This is a genomic window from Paenarthrobacter sp. 2TAF44 (assembly GCF_052114885.1).
In the GTDB taxonomy this organism is placed as follows: Bacteria; Actinomycetota; Actinomycetes; order Actinomycetales; family Micrococcaceae; genus Arthrobacter.
Genome location: NZ_JBFRFP010000005.1, coordinates 66,357 through 84,825, shown reverse-complemented (window position 1 = coordinate 84,825; position 18,469 = coordinate 66,357). Strand labels below are relative to the sequence as shown.

19 protein-coding genes are annotated in these 18,469 nt (G+C 62.7%); 1 reads left to right on the top strand and 18 read right to left on the bottom strand.

Going from position 1 to position 18,469, the window contains the following annotated elements; translation table 11 throughout:
- Nucleotides 1-4: 4 nt before the first annotated feature.
- The 4 genes from AB4Z15_RS07215 to AB4Z15_RS07200 form a co-directional block, all read right to left on the bottom strand.
- A complete protein-coding gene (locus AB4Z15_RS07215; RefSeq protein ID WP_442016727.1) occupies nucleotides 5-1,378 on the bottom strand; it encodes a S8 family serine peptidase in 1,374 nt (457 codons plus the stop codon).
- Entirely contained in the window at nucleotides 1,375-2,331 is a 957-nt protein-coding gene (locus tag AB4Z15_RS07210; RefSeq protein WP_442016726.1) for a Ppx/GppA phosphatase family protein, read from the bottom strand. Before AB4Z15_RS07210 ends, AB4Z15_RS07215 begins: the two co-directional genes overlap by 4 nt.
- On the bottom strand, nucleotides 2,328-3,011 hold the full coding sequence (locus AB4Z15_RS07205) for a DUF501 domain-containing protein (RefSeq protein ID WP_442002708.1): 684 nt from the start codon (nucleotides 3,009-3,011) through the stop codon (nucleotides 2,328-2,330). The genes AB4Z15_RS07210 and AB4Z15_RS07205 overlap by 4 nt, the downstream gene beginning before the upstream one ends.
- Before the next feature lie 68 nt (nucleotides 3,012-3,079).
- Nucleotides 3,080-3,529, bottom strand: a complete 450-nt coding sequence (locus AB4Z15_RS07200; protein WP_442016725.1) for an FtsB family cell division protein — start codon at nucleotides 3,527-3,529, stop codon at nucleotides 3,080-3,082.
- On the opposite strand from AB4Z15_RS07200, the gene AB4Z15_RS07195 reads away from it, so the two are divergent.
- Complete coding sequence (locus AB4Z15_RS07195; RefSeq protein WP_442016724.1) at nucleotides 3,528-3,932, top strand: hypothetical protein; 405 nt, start codon at nucleotides 3,528-3,530, stop codon at nucleotides 3,930-3,932. The genes AB4Z15_RS07200 and AB4Z15_RS07195 overlap by 2 nt on opposite strands.
- A 167-nt stretch (nucleotides 3,933-4,099) precedes the next feature.
- Here AB4Z15_RS07195 and eno read toward each other — a convergent pair whose 3' ends face one another.
- The 14 genes from eno to AB4Z15_RS07125 form a co-directional block, all read right to left on the bottom strand.
- A complete protein-coding gene (gene eno / locus AB4Z15_RS07190) occupies nucleotides 4,100-5,380 on the bottom strand; it encodes a phosphopyruvate hydratase (protein WP_442016723.1) in 1,281 nt (426 codons plus the stop codon).
- A gap of 116 nt (nucleotides 5,381-5,496) precedes the next feature.
- Nucleotides 5,497-6,195 carry a MazG nucleotide pyrophosphohydrolase domain-containing protein gene (locus tag AB4Z15_RS07185; protein ID WP_442016722.1) on the bottom strand — a complete coding sequence of 233 codons (699 nt, stop codon included), beginning with the start codon at nucleotides 6,193-6,195 and terminating at the stop codon, nucleotides 5,497-5,499.
- Nucleotides 6,173-7,315, bottom strand: a complete 1,143-nt coding sequence (locus AB4Z15_RS07180) for an adenosine deaminase (RefSeq protein ID WP_442016721.1) — start codon at nucleotides 7,313-7,315, stop codon at nucleotides 6,173-6,175. The genes AB4Z15_RS07185 and AB4Z15_RS07180 overlap by 23 nt, the downstream gene beginning before the upstream one ends.
- 76 nt (nucleotides 7,316-7,391) lie before the next feature.
- The gene (locus AB4Z15_RS07175; protein ID WP_442016819.1) at nucleotides 7,392-8,114 is read right to left on the bottom strand and encodes a DedA family protein; all 723 of its coding nucleotides are present in this window, start codon (nucleotides 8,112-8,114) and stop codon (nucleotides 7,392-7,394) included.
- A gap of 193 nt (nucleotides 8,115-8,307) precedes the next feature.
- Nucleotides 8,308-8,976 carry a DedA family protein gene (locus tag AB4Z15_RS07170; protein ID WP_442002634.1) on the bottom strand — a complete coding sequence of 223 codons (669 nt, stop codon included), beginning with the start codon at nucleotides 8,974-8,976 and terminating at the stop codon, nucleotides 8,308-8,310.
- An 11-nt stretch (nucleotides 8,977-8,987) separates the two neighbouring features.
- Nucleotides 8,988-10,298, bottom strand: a complete 1,311-nt coding sequence (locus tag AB4Z15_RS07165; protein WP_442016720.1) for a thymidine phosphorylase — start codon at nucleotides 10,296-10,298, stop codon at nucleotides 8,988-8,990.
- Nucleotides 10,295-10,699 (bottom strand): cytidine deaminase, encoded by a 405-nt coding sequence (locus AB4Z15_RS07160; protein ID WP_442002632.1) that lies wholly within the window; start codon nucleotides 10,697-10,699, stop codon nucleotides 10,295-10,297. Before AB4Z15_RS07160 ends, AB4Z15_RS07165 begins: the two co-directional genes overlap by 4 nt.
- A 3-nt stretch (nucleotides 10,700-10,702) precedes the next feature.
- Nucleotides 10,703-11,992: an ABC transporter permease gene (locus tag AB4Z15_RS07155; RefSeq protein ID WP_442016719.1), complete on the bottom strand. Its 1,290-nt coding sequence runs from the start codon at nucleotides 11,990-11,992 to the stop codon at nucleotides 10,703-10,705.
- Nucleotides 11,989-13,350 (bottom strand): ABC transporter permease, encoded by a 1,362-nt coding sequence (locus tag AB4Z15_RS07150; protein WP_442016718.1) that lies wholly within the window; start codon nucleotides 13,348-13,350, stop codon nucleotides 11,989-11,991. Before AB4Z15_RS07150 ends, AB4Z15_RS07155 begins: the two co-directional genes overlap by 4 nt.
- A complete protein-coding gene (locus AB4Z15_RS07145; protein WP_442016717.1) occupies nucleotides 13,340-14,860 on the bottom strand; it encodes an ABC transporter ATP-binding protein in 1,521 nt (506 codons plus the stop codon). Before AB4Z15_RS07145 ends, AB4Z15_RS07150 begins: the two co-directional genes overlap by 11 nt.
- A gap of 206 nt (nucleotides 14,861-15,066) precedes the next feature.
- Nucleotides 15,067-16,134 (bottom strand): BMP family lipoprotein, encoded by a 1,068-nt coding sequence (locus AB4Z15_RS07140; protein ID WP_442016716.1) that lies wholly within the window; start codon nucleotides 16,132-16,134, stop codon nucleotides 15,067-15,069.
- A 302-nt stretch (nucleotides 16,135-16,436) separates the two neighbouring features.
- Nucleotides 16,437-17,459 carry an NADP-dependent oxidoreductase gene (locus tag AB4Z15_RS07135; RefSeq protein WP_442016715.1) on the bottom strand — a complete coding sequence of 341 codons (1,023 nt, stop codon included), beginning with the start codon at nucleotides 17,457-17,459 and terminating at the stop codon, nucleotides 16,437-16,439.
- Nucleotides 17,456-17,887, bottom strand: a complete 432-nt coding sequence (locus tag AB4Z15_RS07130) for an organic hydroperoxide resistance protein (protein WP_442016714.1) — start codon at nucleotides 17,885-17,887, stop codon at nucleotides 17,456-17,458. The genes AB4Z15_RS07135 and AB4Z15_RS07130 overlap by 4 nt, the downstream gene beginning before the upstream one ends.
- 54 nt (nucleotides 17,888-17,941) lie before the next feature.
- Complete coding sequence (locus AB4Z15_RS07125) at nucleotides 17,942-18,376, bottom strand: MarR family winged helix-turn-helix transcriptional regulator (protein ID WP_442016713.1); 435 nt, start codon at nucleotides 18,374-18,376, stop codon at nucleotides 17,942-17,944.
- Nucleotides 18,377-18,469 lie beyond the last annotated feature (93 nt).

Sequence of the window (18,469 nt, the reverse complement as noted above, 5' to 3'; positions counted from 1 at the left end):
CTAGCTACTTCCGGGTGGGTGGATCCACTGCTTCCAGCGTTCCCGTTTCGGCCTCTTCCCCTGTAGACGAAGGCCGCCGCGCTACCCTGCGCAGCTGAATGGAGGCGCCCACAAGGATCACCGCGAAGATGCCGCCGAAGCCGAGTACGACGGCGGCCGGAAGCGCGTCGTCCACGTGCGCCGGAGTGGCGGCAACTGGAACAGTTGGATCTGCCAAGGTGGGTGGCGCGCTGGTAGGACTGGCCACGGGAGCCTGGGACGGGGTGCTGAAGTCGCCCCGCCTGTGGACACGAATCCAATCCGCGATCGAACCGAGCGGGTTGGTGCTTGTGGTCTCTACCTCATCCTTCAGAGCTGCCTCTGCGTTCAGCACACCGTAGCCGTAAAGCGGGTCCTTGCCAGGGGCGCCAGCGTCCTTGGCCGTGCTCACAATCCTGTTGATGACCTGCTTTGCACTCATCTCCGGCCACTTGGACCTGATGAGTGCGGCCACGCCGGAAACAATGGGCGCGGCCCCGGAAGTTCCAGCCCATTCGGCGTATCCGCCTCCGGGCATCCCGCCAAGGAGGTTTTCTGCCGGTGCTGCAACGCCGATGCTGATCCCCTGCGAGGAGGAGTCGACGCTGGCCCGGCCATCGCCGTCGAGCCCTGCCACGGTGAGTACACCTGGAATGGTGGCGGGAGCTCCTACCTGCACGTTGCCACCCACCCGGTTCCCCGCGGCGGCGACGATCACCACATCCTTTTGCTCGGCATACAGGAATGCCGCATCCCAACTTTGCGGCCATACCGGTGAGGTACTGCCCAGGGAAATATTGATGACCTTTGCGCCATTGTCCACAGCCCACCGCACGGCATCGGGAATCTGTTCCTGGTCCGTCTTACCTCCCGGGTTCGGTGAACCCAGCCAGGTGGACACTGCCAGGATCTCCGCTTCAGGCGCGACGCCGATGATCCCGTCCGGTCCCCCAGCGGGAGGAACGGTGGGCGAGGCTGAGGGCGAAGGGGAAGCTGTGGGCGTGATGTGTCCGCGCCCGGCCAGCATGGTGGCCACAAGTGTCCCGTGCTCCGTTTTGGCGCCGATGCTCTTCTGTCCGTTGGGCGCGCCAGCTCCGGAAACGTCCGTTCCGCCCACCACGACGCCCTTGAGGTCAGGGTGGTTCCCGTCAATGCCGCTATCGATGATGGCTACCTTGACGCCAGCTCCCTTGGAGACCTGCCAGGCATTCGTGATTCCCGATTCCTTGAGCCAGAACTCCTTGTCCCGCCAAGCGTCCGCCGTCGCTGCCGGGGCAGTCAACAGCGCACCGGCCAATGCTCCCCCGGCCAGCGTCGTGGCCAGGGCAGCAGAAAGCAGGCGATGGTATCGCAGGGTCATGCGGAGTCCTGGATACTCAGGGCAATCCCATCCAGGATGTCGTGTTCGCTGGAAATTGCATCGCTGATAGCACCGTTGCCCACGGCGGCAAGCCTTCCCAGGATGCGCCGCCACACCAGGGCTCCAGCTCCGATGACGTCCACACGGCCTGGATGCATGTAGGGAAGAACCGCCCGTTCGTCGCGGGTCATTTCCAGCAGGCTGGTGCACGCATCGCTGATGGTTTCAATGTCCAGGTAGGCACCGTGGATCCGGTCAGGCTGGTACTCGCTCAGGCCCAGGGCGTGCGCAGTGATGGTGGTGATGGAACCCGCGACGCCAACCACGGCTGTGGCACTTTCCAGCGGAACGGTCTGCGCGGCAAGATCAAGTGCGGCGTCGACGTCGGCCTCTGCTGCTGCAATCTGCGCCGCAGTAGGCGGGTCGCTGCGAAGGTGGCGTTCCGTCAGCCGAACACAGCCAATGTCCACAGAACGCGCGGCAATCACGCCACTGGCGTCGCCGAGGACGAATTCGGTGCTGCCGCCACCAAGGTCAACCACCAGCACCGCGTCATCGCCGGTAACGGGCAAAACGCTGCTTGCACCTGCGAAGGACAGCGCAGCTTCCTCATCACCCGAGATAACTTCAGGCTCCACGCCAAGAAGCTCCCGGATTCCATCAACGAAAACCTGGCGATTCCGGGCGTCGCGGGTGGCCGAGGTCGCAGCAAAGCGCACGCGCGCGGCACCGTGTTCACGGATAAGTGCTGCATAGTCCGCTGTGGCGGAGAAGGTGCGTTCCAAGGCCTCGGGAGCAAGTTCTCCGGTAGCATCCACACCTTGTCCCAGCCGCACCACGCGCATTTCACGCACGACGTCGGTCAGAGGCCCGGGCGCCCCATTCGCCGAAGCATCGGCAATGAGGAGGCGGATGGAGTTGGTTCCGCAGTCAATGGCGGCGACGCGGCTCATGCGTCCTCCACCAATTCGCTGCCGGACTCGGCCTTGGGCTTTCGGACCGGTGCCGGGCGACCCACGATGTCAGGCAGACCTTGAGGACCGTGACGGCTCAGGTCCCTGGAAGGAGCCTCGCCTGCAGTGTCCCAGGCGCCATCGCAGTAGCAACGGTCCTTGGTCCACCACTCTGCGATGGCGTCCAACGCTTCATCACCCAGCGGGTTGACCCCGGGACCGGCGGCCAGGGAATGGCCAACCAGGACGTGCAAGCACTTGACGCGGGTGGGCATGCCACCAGCGGAGATCCCATCGATTTCCGGCACGGCCCCCGTGCCGGAACGCCCAGCGATCTCGTTGCGTGCCTGCAGGTAGGACTCATGGGCGCCGTGATACGCATCCGCAAGTTCCTGATCCGCAGTGAGCCGATCATTCATCTCGTTCATCAACCCGCCCGCTTCGAGCCGCGACACGGCGGACGTGATGACCGGGTGGGTCAGGTAGAAGGTGGTGGGAAACGGAGTTCCGTTGCTAAGCCGGGGCGCCGTGGCCGCGACGAGCGGATTCCCGCATACACAGCGCGCGGGAATCTCCACCACGTCCCGCACCGGCCTGCCCAGCTGTCGGCTGAGGACATCGAGGTCGTGTGCTGATGGCTGGCGGGATTCCTGCGGCACGGCTGCCGTGTTCTCTTCCACTTGCGCTGCCAACCTTCCTGCCCTTTTGGCCATGTCCCAGTAGGACACGACGGCGGCGGGCACCGCGTCTAGTCTGTTGCCGATCGTCTGATTGACTCCCAGAGCGCATCCACCCAGGGCAGGTTTGCCGGGTTCGCGGATGATCCGGAGCCGGTGCGGCCCCCAGGGGTACCGGCGGCTTCTTCCCCGCCAAATACCCAGTAACCCGTTTCACCCGGCATAACCATGTTAATGCGGTCGCGGGCCTGCTGTTTCACGTAGTTGGGATCCTGCCACCGCGAAAGCTGCTTGTTCAGCTCCGCCTGCTCTGCCTGCTTGCTGGCGATCTCGGCCTCCAGCGCGGAGATTTCAGCCCGCTTCTCCAGGAAAATCCGGACCGTGGGCGCAAGCATGATGGTGATGGCAATCATGACCACGGCCAGCGCCAACATCCTGCCCGAGAACGCCTTCGCCGGTACGGGATCGAGGTCCTGGGCTTCACGGGTGCTGTTGCCGGAGGCTTTGTCCGAAGCTTTCATGGACGAAGCTTTCATGGACGCGGCGGGGCTGGTCTTGGTGGCCGGGCTCCTGGTGCTGGCTGCGCTCCTGCTGCTGGCTGAGCTCTTGGTGCTGGCCGCAGTCTTGGGACTGCCTGCGGTCCTGGTGCTGGCTGCCGTCTTGGCACTGCCGGAGGGCTTGGGAGCCGTGGGTTTCCTGGTGGCCGGTGCCGGCGTCGAAGATTCCCCAGAGCTGCGGGAGGCACCGAACTCAGCCGCAATGACCTCTCCGCCGGCCGAGGCTGCGCTGTTGGGCCTGCCTGCAGCATTTGGCCTGCCTGCGCCGGCAGGGTCTGCGCTGCTTGGCCTGCCTGCGCTGTTTGGCCTTCCGAGGGCATCGGCCCTGGGAACCTTTGGACGACGGGTGGCCATGACACTCCTGTAATGCCCGGTGCTTGCCTGGCGGGTTGCTGCGCTTGCCCTGCGCGTAACGTACGTGTGCGGGACTTGCGTAGGTCCTGCTGTGCCCGCGGTTCCGCAGGCAAGCGTTAAACAGAACCGGTGGCTATGGTCTTTCCACCATAGCCACCGGTCAGCTGTTTTCGCGGAATGCTAGCCCTTGAAACGCGGGAACGCGCTGCGGCCGGCGTAGCGTGCGGCGTCGTCGAGTTCTTCTTCGATGCGCAGGAGCTGGTTGTACTTGGCGACGCGCTCGGAGCGGGCCGGGGCACCGGTCTTGATCTGGCCCGCGTTGGTAGCAACGGCGATGTCAGCAATGGTGGTGTCCTCGGTTTCGCCGGAGCGGTGCGAGGTGATGGTGGTGTAACCGGAACGCTGGGCCAGGGAAACGGCGTCCAGGGTCTCGGTCAGGGAACCGATCTGGTTGACCTTGACCAGGAGGGAGTTGGCCGTGGCGGCGCTGATTCCCTGCTGCAGGCGGACCGGGTTGGTGACGAAGAGGTCATCGCCAACCAGCTGGACCTTGTCACCGATGGCGTCGGTGAGGGTCTTCCAGCCTTCCCAGTCGTTCTCGTCCAGCGGGTCTTCAATGGAGACCAGCGGGTAGTCGGCAACGAGCTCGGCGTAGTAGGCGCTCATTTCCGAGGCGGTCAGTGCCTTGCCTTCGAACTGGTAAGCACCGTCCTTGTAGAACTCGGAGGAAGCAACGTCCAGGGCAAGGGCGATGTCCGTACCCGGGGTGTAGCCGGCGTTCTTGATGGCTTCCTGGATCAGGTCCAGTGCTGCGCGGTTGGACGGCAGGTTGGGGGCGAAGCCACCCTCGTCACCGAGGCCCGTGGAGAGGCCCTTTTCCTGGAGGACAGCCTTGAGGTTGTGGTAGACCTCAACGCCCCAGCGCAGGCCTTCGGAGAAGGTCTCGGCACCGATCGGGGCGATCATGAATTCCTGGATGTCAACATCGGAGTCGGCGTGCGAGCCACCGTTGAGGATGTTCATCAGCGGAACCGGCAGGACGTGTGCGTTCGGGCCACCGAGGTACTTGTACAGCGGCAGGTCCGAGGAAGCAGCAGCTGCGTTGGCAACGGCCAGGGAAACACCCAGAATGGCGTTGGCGCCGAGCTTGCTCTTGTTCGGGGTGCCGTCGAGGTCGATCATGGCCTGGTCGATGCTGCGCTGGTCCGTTGCGTCGAAACCAATGAGTGCCGGCGAGATCTCGTCGATGACCGCGTCAACGGCCTTCTGGACACCCTTGCCGAGGTAACGGCCTTTGTCGCCGTCGCGGAGTTCAACAGCTTCGTGCTCGCCGGTGGAGGCGCCGGAGGGAACTGCTGCGCGGCCGATCTGGCCGTCGGAAAGCAGGACCTCAACTTCTACGGTCGGGTTTCCGCGGGAATCAAGGATTTCGCGGGCGTGGATGGCATCGATAACCGCCATGGATGTGCTCCTTATGGGCAAATTACAGGAATGTGGAGGGAAATTCTCAACGTCCTCGTCGCTACTAGCGTAGTCGAGAGTGGCTTAGGTTACGGAACGGGTTCAAACTCCTCACGTCATGAAGGCTGGGCCTTCCCGTTCTGAAACGATCGAACTGCTGCGCGGAGGGCACGCTCGGCGTCGAGCCCTTGCTCCCGGGCACCGGCAACGACGGCGAGCAACAGCTCACCGAGCGCCTCTTCCGAGTCTGGAATTGCAGGAAGCCCGACGGCGGTGGCCCGGCTTTGGGCGTCGATCGACAGACCCGCACGGGCAGCACGGTCCAGGGACTTTTGCGCCCCTGCCAAAGCAGGCAGGTGCGGTGGGATTCCCTCGAAGGGATCGGCACGGCCAGGCTTCTCAGCACGCTTCACGGCATCCCACTTCAGGATGATTTCCTCGACCGTGGCCGGGAACGTTGCCTGCAGCGAACCGTCCGGCTTGAACACATGCGGATTGCGGCGGACCATTTTTTCGTGGATGTCGTGGGCTACGGCATCAAAATCGAAGCTGCCACGCTCCTCGGCAAGCCGGGCGTGAAGCACCACTTGAAGCAGTACGTCGCCCAGCTCGCCGCGAAGCTCCTCGTCCCTGACCGGCGAATCCCCGGCCTCGATCGAGTCCACAACCTCATAGGCTTCCTCGATCAGGTACTCCACCAGGGACTCATGCGTCAGCGCACCCATCCAAGGGCAGTGCTCCCGCAACGAGGCGACAGTCCGGATCAGCTCCGTAATCCCGGGGCCGGACTCGTTAGCCGAGGTTGGCGTAGGCATCGTTGATGTACTCGACCAAAGCTTCACGCTCGTCCAGAGGCAGGAAGGCGGCCTCTGCCGCGTTCAGCGTCAGTTCGAGCAAATCATCGAGGTCGTAGTCGAAGGTTTCCACCAGCAGCTCAAACTCGTCCGTCAGGGTGACACCGCTCATGAGCCTGTTGTCCGTGTTGATGGTGACGTTGAACCCGAGCTGGAAAAGCATGTCCAACGGGTGGCTCTCGATGCCTTCGCCGAAGCTGGAGATAGCGCCGGTCTGGAGGTTCGATGACGGGCAGATTTCCAGTGCAATTCCGCGGTCGCGAACCCAGGCGGCCACGCCGCCGAGTGTCACCATGCCGATGGTGTCCTCGCCGTCGTCGTCGGAGTTGTCTTCAAATTCCACCGTGATGTCCTCGGCAATACGCACTCCGTGCCCAAGCCGCAGAGCGCGTCCGTCCACGAGCGCCGACTGGATGCTGTCCAGGCCCGCAGCCTCACCGGCGTGGACCGTGGCCGGGAAGTTGTTCTCGGCAAGGTACGTGAACGCGTCCTTGAAGCGGGAGGGCAGGAAGCCGTCCTCGGCGCCTGCGATGTCGAAGCCCACAGCGCCGTTGGCGCGGTGTCGAACAGCGAGCTCCGCGATTTCCTGGCCGCGGTCGGCGTGGCGCATCGCAGTGATGAGTTGCCCTACCTGGATCTGCTGGCCGCGTTCTTCCGCCGCGTCCACGCCGGCTTCGAGGCCATCCTGGACCGCTTCCACTACTTCATCCAGTGTCAGGCCCTTCTGCAGGTGCTGCTCAGGGGCCCAGCGGACTTCACCGTAAACGACCCCGTCCTCGGCAAGGTCTTCCACGAATTCCTTGGCGACCCGGAACAGGCCTTCCTTGGTCTGCATCACAGCAACCGTGTGGTCGAACGTTTCCAGGTAGCGCACCAGCGAACCGGAATCGGCGGATTCGCGGAACCATTCGCCCAGGGCAACCGGATCAGTGGAGGGCAGCGTGTGGCCGACGGCCTGCGCCAGTTCGATGATGGTTGCAGGCCGCAGTCCTCCGTCCAAATGGTCGTGGAGGGAAACCTTGGGAAGGCTCTTCAAATCGAAGTCGAGGGCAGGGGCAGCGTCAACAATGGGCTCAGTCACGTACTAAGAGTAATCCCCACCGCCGCCATGGACTCGTTTCAGGCCCCCTCTGTGGTCGCCTGCGGAAGGCAGGAGCCTAGCCAGCAGGCTTGGAGAGGTCGACGCCGGCAACGGCCTTTTGGGTCAACTCCTGGGGGTCCGGCGTTGGCGCCTTCGCTGTTGTAGGGGCAGCGGCGGCCTGATCCTTCTTAGCCTGATCCTTCTTAGCCAGATCCTTCTTCTCCAGGTGCTTGTGCCACCAGCGAAGGACGTGGTCCACAACAATGCCCAGGATCACCGCGAACGCCACGGCAATGCCCACGCCGAGCAGGGGGTTGTTGTGCACCCACTGGCCGGCGAGAAGGCCGATGCCGATGGAGTAGCAAACCCAGGTGACGCAGGCGAAGGCATCCAAGAAGAAGAATGTCCTGTGGCGGAAACCCGTCTGGCCGGCAACGTAGTTAACAGCCACACGTCCCCAGGGAATGTAGCGGGCAGTAAAGATCAGGACTGCCCCACGTTTGTCGAGCTCATACTGAGCCCACGCGAACATCTTCTGGACCTTGGGGCGGCGCATCCACTTCCAGCGTGTCAATCCGATCTTGCGGCCCAGCATGTACGCCATATTGTCACCGGCCATTGCACCAACCAAGGCCGTGGCTCCCAGAATCCAAAGGTTCGGCTGACCGTTGTGAAGGGACAGCGCCGAGAGCCCCACAATGGCTGTTTCACTGGGAAGAATGGTGGCAAATCCGTCAATGAAGAAAAAGACGAGGAGTACCGGGTAAATCCAAGGCTGCCCGGCTGCATGCTCGAGCATTTGGTTCAAAAACTCCACGCGGCGGTAGCTCCTAGGCGAATATGACTTGACACTGTGACAGAAGTCGCTCTTAGTGTCCCACGGCCGGGACGTCGTTCGCTACGCCCCAGCCTCGGGATCACCCACTTAACGCTACGCGTGGAGTACTCGTTCCGTCGTCAACCGCCGGGCTGATCTCCCGGCGTCGTTCGTGTCATACCGTGGGTGGAGGCGGCGCTTCTTCCTCAGCAATACTCGTGGCGTCTTCGACGTTGCTGCGGTCCAGCGGCGCCGATCCCCTGACCTTGCTGATGATGCGGTCAATGATGATGCCCAGAATCACAGCCACCACAATGGCAATCACTGCGCCCAACAGGTGGTTGTGCTCGAACCAGACCCCAAAGAAGTACCCCAGGACCACCGAATAGCTTGCCCACAGGATGGCGGACATCGCAGTCAGCGCTACAAAGCGGCGGTGATGGAAGTGCGTGGCACCGGCTGTGAGGTTTACTGCCACCCGGCCGATGGGAATGAAGCGCGCCACCATGATGAGTGAGGCCGACCGCCGTCGGAGTTCCTTACCGGCCCAGCGGAAGGCTCCTTGCATGCGCTGCGTACGCATCCAACGCCAACGCTGGACCCCGATACGGTGCCCTATCAGGTAGGCAATGTTGTCGCCTGAGAAGGCGCCGATTGCTGCCATGACCCCGAGCAGCCACACGTTGGGTGAGCCTGCGCCGCCGGAGACAGCACTCAAGCCGACCACCACGGATTCGCTGGGAATGGGTGGGAAGAAACCGTCGATCAGGCAGCAGGCCAACACAAGGAACAACACCCACGGCTGCTCGGCCGCGGCCAGGATGAAATCGTTGATGGCCTGCACGGGATCTAAGCCTAGGCGATCCTGTCGATGATCAGCTGATGGGCCGGTCGTGAGCCCTCAGGTGCAATCACCACGGCGTCCTGCAACGCTTCCTTGGCCCGCTCAAACTTCTCAGGAGTATCGGTCAGGAGCGTCATCAATGGTTCGCCGGCCCTGACCAGCGCGCCCGGTTTGGCATGAAGCCGCACCCCGGCACCGGCCTGGACTTTGTCCTCCTTGCGGGCGCGGCCAGCTCCGAGGCGCCACGCGGCAACGCCGACGGACAGGGCATCCAGTTCAACCAGGACGCCATCAGCGGGGGCGTAGACAACCTCGGATTCCCTGGCCACCGGCAAGGCGGCGCGCGGATCGCCGCCCTGCGCTTCGATCATCCGGTTCCAGACGTCCATGGCGCGCCCATCCTTGAGGGCAGCGGCGGGGTCGGCATCATGAATGCCGGCACCGGCCAGCATCTCCTCGGCCAAGCGGACAGTCAGTTCGACGACGTCTTCCGGACCGCCGCCCGCCAGGACGTCCACAGACTCCTCCACCTCGATCGCATTACCGGCTGTCAGGCCCAGGGGCGTGGACATATCTGTCATCAAAGCCACTGTGTGAACGCCCGCGTCCTTGCCCAAGGCCACCATGGTCTCCGCCAACTCACGAGCCCGCGCCTCATCCTTCATGAAGGCGCCGGAACCCACCTTTACGTCCAGTACCAACGAGCCGGTGCCTTCTGCGATCTTCTTACTCATGATCGAGGAAGCAATCAACGGGATCGCTTCAACCGTTCCCGTGACGTCACGCAATGCATAGAGCTTCTTGTCAGCCGGTGCCAGACCGGATCCGGCAGCGCAAATGACCGCTCCGACGTCCTGGAGCTGGGCCATGATTTCCTCATTACTCAGGTTCGCACGCCATCCGGGGATTGCTTCGAGCTTGTCCAAAGTGCCGCCGGTGTGGCCGAGCCCGCGGCCGGACAGCTGCGGCACGGCCACGCCAAAGACCGCCACCAGTGGGGCCAACGGGAGGGTGATCTTATCCCCCACCCCGCCGGTGGAGTGTTTGTCGCTGGTAGGCTTCCGGCCGCCGTCGGGCGTTGTCAGCGAGGAAAAGTCCATCCGCTCCCCGGAGGCGATCATCGCCGAAGTCCAGCGTGAGATTTCCTCGCGGTTCATGCCGTTGAGCAGGATGGCCATGTTCAGCGCCGCCATCTGCTCCTCGGCGATCACACCCCGCGTATAGGCGTCAATAGTCCAATCGATCTGTTCCGGAGTGAGCGTGCCTTTGTCGCGTTTGATGGAGATGATCTGAACGGCGTCGAAAGCTTCAGGGCTTCTCACGTGGTTTCCTCCAGGTTTTCGGGACCAAAGGCGTCAGGCAGCACTTGGTCCATGGATTTGATTCCCTGCGTTGTCATGAGCTGCATTCCGGGCGCCCGGAACTCGTAGAGCAGCTGACGGCAGCGCCCGCACGGCATGAGGACGTTTCCCAGGCTATCGACGCAGTAGAAAGCCGCGATCCGGCCCCCACCGGTCATGTGGAGCTGCCCCACCAAGGCGCATTCAGCGCAGAGGGTCAGGCCATAGCTGGCGTTCTCCACGTTGCAGCCACTAATGATTCTGCCGTCCTCGGTGAGGGCCGCAGCCCCCACCGGGAACTTGGAGTACGGGGCATAGGCCCGTTCCATGGCCTGTACCGCAGCTTCTTCCAGGGCCTGCCAATCGACGTCATCCGAAGGCATGCGTCAACCTTTCACGTACGGTATGCCGCTCGCGGCAGGTGGCCGTGACCTACCCACCAAACCGGCGACGGCGAAGATGGTCACCAGGTACGGCAGCATGGCCATGAACTGGCTCGGAACGGGGGTACCAATGATGCCCAGAATCGATTGCAGGTTGTACGCAAAGCCGAACAGCAGCGAGGCGAGGAAGGCACCGATCGGGTTCCACCGTCCAAAGATCAAGGCAGCGAGGGCGATGAAGCCACGGCCACCGGAGATTTCCTTGGTGAAGGAGTCGATGGTCACCAGCGTGAACACGGCACCACCGATGCCGGCGATCGCACCGCCCAGCGTCACGTTCCAGAAGCGGGTGGCGTTGACGTTGATGCCCAGGGTGTCCGCAGCCTGTGGATGCTCGCCGACAGCGCGGACACGCAGGCCCCAACGGGTCTTGAACAGGCCGAACCAGACCACTGCTACAGCCACATACATGAGGTAGCCAGCGATGGACTGCTTGAACAGGATGGGCCCGATGATGGGAATATCCGAAAGGAATGGAATCGGCAGGATATCCAGGCGGCCAGGGGTGTTGAACTGCTCCTTGTTGGTCACCATGACTGTGCCGAACAGGAAGCCGGTGAGACCGGAGACCAGCACATTGAGCACAACGCCCACAATGATCTGGTTGACGAGGTATTTTATGCTGAAGACCGCGAGGACCATGGACACGGCGGCACCGGCGGCTGCAGCAGCAATCAACCCGACATAGGGGCTGCCAGTCACCGTTGCCACCAAGGCGGCGGTGAAAGCTCCGCCCAGCAACTGGCCTTCAATGGCAATGTTCACCACGCCCACCCGCTCGCACAGGACGCCGGAAAGGGAGCCAAAAACCAAGGGAACAGCCAAGGTCACCGAACCCGCAATGAGGCCGGCAAGGGAGATGGACGGCTGCCGTGCGCCGGCAACAATCCATACCAGCAAGGCGAAAACGAAGACCACCGCGAAGGCGATCGGCAGCCACTTCGGGGATCGCTCACCCCGTGTCCACAAGTAGATCGAGTAAGCGGCCATGGCCAGGAGCACGATGGCCAGGACGATGCCACCCACCTTGCCTGGAATCGCCAGCGCCGGGACGGCAAAGGCGTCGCCGGGATCGCTGATCTTCATTTCTGCTGTCTGGTCCGGACCCAAGAGGCCGAAGAACACTAGGGCAATGAGTGCCAGGACGCCAAGCGAAACCGGGACCTTCAAGGATGGCCGCAGCCCGGGTAATGCTGTTGCTCCCGCTAGGGGCGCGGTGGATGTTGCGCTCACTTGGCACCTCCGGTGGCGTTGGCAAGGGCAGCTTTCCGAGCGGCCTTCGGTGTCTTGTTCTTCTTCTTGGGCTCAAGCCGGAAAACCGACCTGATCAGTGGCGGCGCCGCGATGAACAGGACGATCAGGGACTGGACCACCAGCACGATGTCGATCGGCGTTCCCGTTTGGATCTGCATCTGAACCGCACCGGCCCGGAAAGCACCGAAGAGCAGGCCCGCGAAGAACGTTCCCCATGGAGTGCTTCGGCCAAGCAGTGCAACAGTGATGGAGTCGAAGCCAATCTGGGCTGCAACACCGCCCGTCAATACCTTTTCGGTGCCGGCCACCTGGGCAACGCCACCGAAGGCAGCGAGGGCGCCGGCAAAAGCCATCACCAGGATGGTGGCGCGGGGTACCTTGACGCCCGCCGTGCGCGCGGCCACTGGGTTGGCACCAACTGCGCGGAACTCAAAGCCAATGGTGGAGCGGTTCAGCATCCACCACACGCCGTATGTCAGCAGGACGGCCACCAGGAAACCCAGGTGGAGCCGGGAACCTGGAATGAGCACAGGGTAAGTGGCAGTCTCATCCAGCCGGGGTGAGATGGGGCTGTTGTCCCCCGGGCGCCGGAAGGCCGCGGTGTTCAGGAGGAAGTCCAAAAGGAACAACGCGACGTAGTTCAGCATGATCGTCACGATGACCTCGTGCGCGCCGGTCCGGGCTTTGAGGATGCCAACTATCGCACCCCAGGCAGCGCCGCCGAGGACGCCCATGATGATGACCAGCAGCAGGTGGAGCCCGAACGGCAAGTGCCAGGTGAAACCAACATAGGCAGCCAGCGTTGCGCTGATGATGATCTGGCCTTGGGCGCCGATGTTGAACAGGCCGGCGCGGAAGGCCAAGGCAACGCCGAGGCCTGCACAGATCAGTGGCGTGGCTACCGTCATTGTTTCAAGCAGGGGCATGAAGCCTTCGCGGGGGTTGAACACCGAGCCCTGGAACAACGCGACGTAGCTCTTGGTCATGGCATTCCACAACGCCAGCAGGAAATCGCTGGGCCGCGCGAAGAAATAACCCGCGCTCTCGGAAACCTTCTTGTCCGTGCTGGCAATGAGCAAACCGCCCAGGAACAGCGCCACGATAACCGCCAGGACGGACACGAAGCCGTTGCCCATGACGATCCTGCGCATCGTGCTGGCTTGCCGGTGACCGGTGTCCCCACTCTGAGAGGACACGGGAACGATGGACGGTTCCAACGTGCCGCCAGCGGTGTCCAGCGCGACGTCCGCCGCACGTACTTCCGAGGCAGATTCCTCGGGGGTCTCGTCCTTGCTGGGAGTCTGGTCCTTACTGGGGGTCTGGTCCTTACTCGTCATGGGAGCCTCCTTCCGGGCCGACGCCAGCCATCATCAGGCCGAGGGTGTCACGGGGAGTTCCGGCAGGGACAATGCCCACCAGCTTCCCCTTGTAAAGCACCGCGATCCTGTCCGCGAGTTCGATCACTTCATCGAGTTCCGTGGAAATGATCATCACGGGTGTTCCAACGTCCCGCTCCGCAACTATGCGCTTATGCAGGAACTCGATGGAGCCAACATCCACGCCACGCGTGGGCTGGCTTGCGATGAACAGCCGCAACGGCCTGGACAACTCGCGGGCCATAACCACCTTTTGCTGGTTGCCACCGGAGAGGGTTCCTGCCGCAGCTCCCGCCGACGGCGTCCTGATATCGAACTCCTGGATCTTGGCTTCGGCATTTTCTGCCACTTTGGAGGGCTTCATGCTGATGCCGCTTGCGAACGGTGCTTGGTCGTAAAGGTCCAGCACCAGGTTCTCGGCAACGGAAAAGGGGCCTACCAGCCCGTCCACTGTGCGGTCTTCCGGGACAAAGCCGACGCCGGAGCGCAGCACGTCCTTGACCGGCAGGCCCAGGAGCTGCTTGCCGTCCAGCGTCACGGATCCCGTGACGTGCGGCTGGATACCGAGGATGGCTTCCGTAAGTTCCGTCTGGCCGTTGCCTTGGACACCCGCGACGGCGAGGATCTCACCTTGGGCGATGTCGAAGCTGATGCCGTCCACCACGTTGGTTCCATTGGGGGCGCGGACTGTCAGGTCCTTCACAACGAAGGTTGTTTCCTTTGGCTGGGCTGCGGCTTTGTCCAAGGTCAGGCTCACGGGGCGGCCAACCATCATGGAGGCAAGTTCCGTGGCTGAGGCCGTGGGTGGAGCATCGCCTACTACTTTGCCGCGGCGGATTACCGTGATGACGTCGGAGACGGCCTTCACTTCGCGAAGCTTGTGCGAAATGAACACGACCGATGTGCCGGCTGCCTTGAGCTGGCGCATGATGTCCAGCAACTCATCCGTTTCCTGCGGCGTCAGGACTGCCGTTGGTTCGTCCAGGATGAGCACCTTGGCCTCCCGGACCAACGCCTTGATGATCTCGACGCGTTGCTGGACGCCCACGGGGAGGTCCTCCACCAGGGCGTCGGGATCGACGTCGAAGCCGTACTTCTTTGAAATGTCCCGGATTTTCTTCCGGGTTTCTTCAATGCTGAGGACGCCGCCAAAGGACGTTGGCTCCGCACCGAGGGCCACGTTTTCGGCGACAGTGAAGACGGGAACCAGCATGAAATGCTGGTGGACCATGCCAATACCGGCGGCCATGGCGTCGCCCGGGCCCCGGAAGTTGACCGTCTTGTCGTCAACGAGGATTTGTCCGGCCGTCGGTTCATAGAGTCCGTACAGCACGTTCATGAGGGTTGATTTTCCGGCGCCATTTTCGCCGAGGAGGCAATGGATCTGGCCGGATTCGACCACGAGGTCGATGTCTTGGTTGGCGTAGAAGGTCCCGAAAGCTTTCGAGATCCCCTTCAATTCGAGTTTCACAACTCCCACCGTTCTTTGAGTCCGAGGGACGGCTGTACTGCTCAAAGCCATTGGCTTTGAGCAGAAGCCTATTCTTGCGAGGGCCAGCAAGATAGGCGCTGCGGCCCGCAATATGGGCGCTGGGGCCCCGCAATATAGGCGCTGGTCAGGGCAAAAACGAGCCGCCAGTACCGGCACTCGGTACTGGCGGCGCGTCCAGGAAATTGTTACTTCTTGGGGCTTGCCGCTGATTCAACAACCAGCTTGCCGGACACGATGTCCGCCTTCAGGGCATCGAGCTCGGACTTCGTCTCGGCGGGGACTGCGGAATCGAGGTCGTGGAACGGTGCAATGGCAACACCCTTGTTGGCAAGGGTGCCAACATAGGCTTCGTTGCTGAACTTGCCTTCCTTGTCGTCCTTCACCACCGTTTCGACGGCGTCATCCATTTGCTTGACCACGGAGGTCAGCATGAGGTCCTTGTACTCAGGAGCGGTGAGGTAGCCATCGGAGTCAACCCAGATGAGCTTGACGTCCTTGCCGGCGGCCTTGGCTTCCTTGAGGGCTGCCCCTGCACCCTTACCCACCGGGCCTGCCACGGGCATGATGATGTCCGCACCCTGGTCCAGGAGGTTCTTGGTGATTTGCTTGCCGGTGTCCTGCTTCTCGAAGTCGCCCGTGAACGAGCCATCCTGGGTGGCCTTATCCCAGCCGACTACCTGGACGGACTTGCCCTTGGCCTTGTTGTAGGCCTGGACGCCGTCGTAGAACCCGTCCATGAAGATCGTGACCGTAGGGAGCTTGATGCCGCCGAAGGTCCCGACCTTGCCGGTCTTGCTTGCGGATGCAGCAGCGTAGCCTGCGAGGTACGCAGCCTGGGCGGTGTCATAGACCACTGGCTTCACGTTGGCGATGGGGTCCTGATACGAGAAGTCAATGATGGCGAAGTGCTTGTCGGTGTTCTTCTGCGCTGCTGCCTTGGTGGCGTCGCCCAGGAGGAAGCCCACCGTGACGGTCAGATTGCAGCCAGCGGAAACCATGCCGTTGAGGTTGGTCTCGAAGTCGCTGTTGGCCTTGGACTCAGCCGACTTCATGGTAATGCCAAGGTCCTTTTCGGCCTTCTGCATACCCTCGAAGGAGGACTGGTTAAAGGACTGGTCATCGAATCCGCCGGAGTCGGACACAATGCAGCCGATGTAGTCGCTCTTGGTCGGGCTGGCCGAACCGGCGTCGGGAGCCTGTCCGCAACCGCTGAGCAGGAGCGCTGCCGCTCCTGCAGTTGCAATACCGGCCATTGAACCGCGCTTAATAGAACCGCGCCTAAGGGTGGCACGCAGTGGGTTCTTCAATTTTCCTCCAGGAAGAAAGTGAGTCGCGCTACGACGGATGGTCAATGAGTGTCCGTTTCGAATACCCGAGGCAGAAATTCTGTTTTCACTGAAGTTCGCAGCACTGCGCCGAAGCGCCTTGATACCCTCAACACTAGTGGCGTGGACCACACGCAGGTAGCACAATTCAGTCCCCAAGGGCAGATTGTTGACCTTTTGTTACCAAGCAGTAGCCGGGTGCGCAAGTCACACCCGGCCCACCCCCAATGTCAGAGCCTGACGAGCATCTTTCCGGTGTTGGCGCCGTCCAGCAGATCCATGAATGCCTGCGGTGCGTTCTCCAGGCCGTCCACGATCGTTTCGTCGTAGCGGACGGTCCCGTCGGCCAGCCAACCGGCCATCTTTTCGGCAAATTCGGCCGCGTGCTGACGCTGGCCGCCCACCAGGAATCCGCGCAGGGTCAGCTGCTTGCCAATCGCCAGGGCCAGGTTCCTTGGTGCGGCCGGCGGCTCGGTGGAGTTGTACTGCGCAATGGCACCGCACATGGCCACGCGCCCGCCAACAGTGAGAGTGGCCAGAGCGGCTTCGAGGTGTTCGCCGCCCACATTGTCGAAGTACACATCGATGCCGCGCTCCCCCGCCGCCTCACGCAACTGATCAAGAACCGGGCCATCGTTGTAATTGAAGGCGGCGTCGAAACCGAGCTCCAGCAGCCTGACGACCTTTTCGGCAGAACCGGCACTGCCGATCACCTTGCTGGCTCCGGATGCCTTGGCAATCTGGCCCACCATGGATCCCACAGCGCCGGCCGCACCGGATACGAAGACGACATCACCTTCTTTGAACTCGGCCACCTTGAGCAGGCCCGCATAAGCGGTCAGGCCCGTCATGCCCAAAGCACCAAGGAACGCCGATGTTGGAGCAAGGCCGCTTGGAACCGTGGTTGTCGCAGCCGCGTCCACCACCGCATGCTCGCGCCATCCCAGTTGATGCACGACGACGTCGCCCACCTTGTGCGCGTCGGACCTGGACGCGATCACCTCACCTACCGCACCGCCGTCGAGCGCTGCATCCAGGCGGAAAGGCGCCGAGTAGGACTTGACGTCATTCATGCGTCCCCGCATGTAGGGATCCACGGACATGAACTGGTTCCGGACCAGGACCTGGCCGTCCTGAAGGTCCGGGAGGCCGGAGGCGGCCAGCCGGAAGTTCTCCGGGGCAGGGCGTCCTACCGGGCGTGAGGCGAGCTGGATTTCGCGGGTTTCCACCGGCGTGCTGGTAGCGGCGCTCATGCTGCGAACTCCACGAGCTTGAGGTCTACGGCCATGTTGCCGCGGGTGGCGTTGGAGTAGGGGCAGATCTGGTGCGCCTTGGCCATCAGTTCCTCGGCCGTTCCGCGATCCAGGGCGGGCAGGGCGATCTCCAGTTCGGCGGCCAAGCCGTAGCCCTCGCGGTCAGTGAGGGCCCCGAAGTGGACCTTGGCGGCAACGGCGGAATCACTGAGGTCGACGCGTTCCTTGCGGCCCACCAGGCGCAGGGCGGAGTGGAAGCATGCCGCGTAGCCGGCGGCGAACAACTGCTCGGGGTTGGTGCCCTGGCCGTTGCCTCCCAGCTCAATCGGGCTGGCGAGGGCTACGTCAAGCTTGCCGTCGTTGGTACGGGCGTTGCCATCGCGGCCTTCGCCGGAGGCCAAAGCCTCGGCAGTGTAGAGAGTCTTCACGAATCTTCCTTTATCTCTTGGACATCAGTGGGCTTGTGTGTGGCTTGAAAATTCTCAGAGTGACTTCTGCAGTGCCGCGGTGAGTTTGCCGAGCGTCGCGTGCAACTGCTCAATCTCCTCCGTGGAGAGGCCGGCGGCATCAGCGAGGCGCTTGGGGACGGCCTGGGCGCGGGTGCTCAGCTCCCTGCCGGCATCGGTCAGGACGACATCCACCCGTCGTTCGTCCTCAACGGAACGATGGCGCTCAACGAGCCCAAGGCCTTCAAGGCGCTTCAGGAGAGGCGACAACGTGCCGGAGTCGAGCCCGAGCTCCGCGCCAAGTTCCCGCACGCTGCGCGGTTCCTGCTCCCAGAGGACCAACATCACCAGGTACTGCGGATAGGTAAGACCCAGCTCGTCCAGCACGGGGCGGTAGACCGCCGTCGCGGCCTTGGACGCCGAATACAGCGCAAAGCAGACTTGGTGGCGAAGGCGGGGTGCATCACTCATGAATGAAACGATAGTGCACAATTCAATTGTGCACAACTCAACTTGGCCCAACTAGGGGACAATACATGTCCCAATGAGTGCTCAGTGGAACAC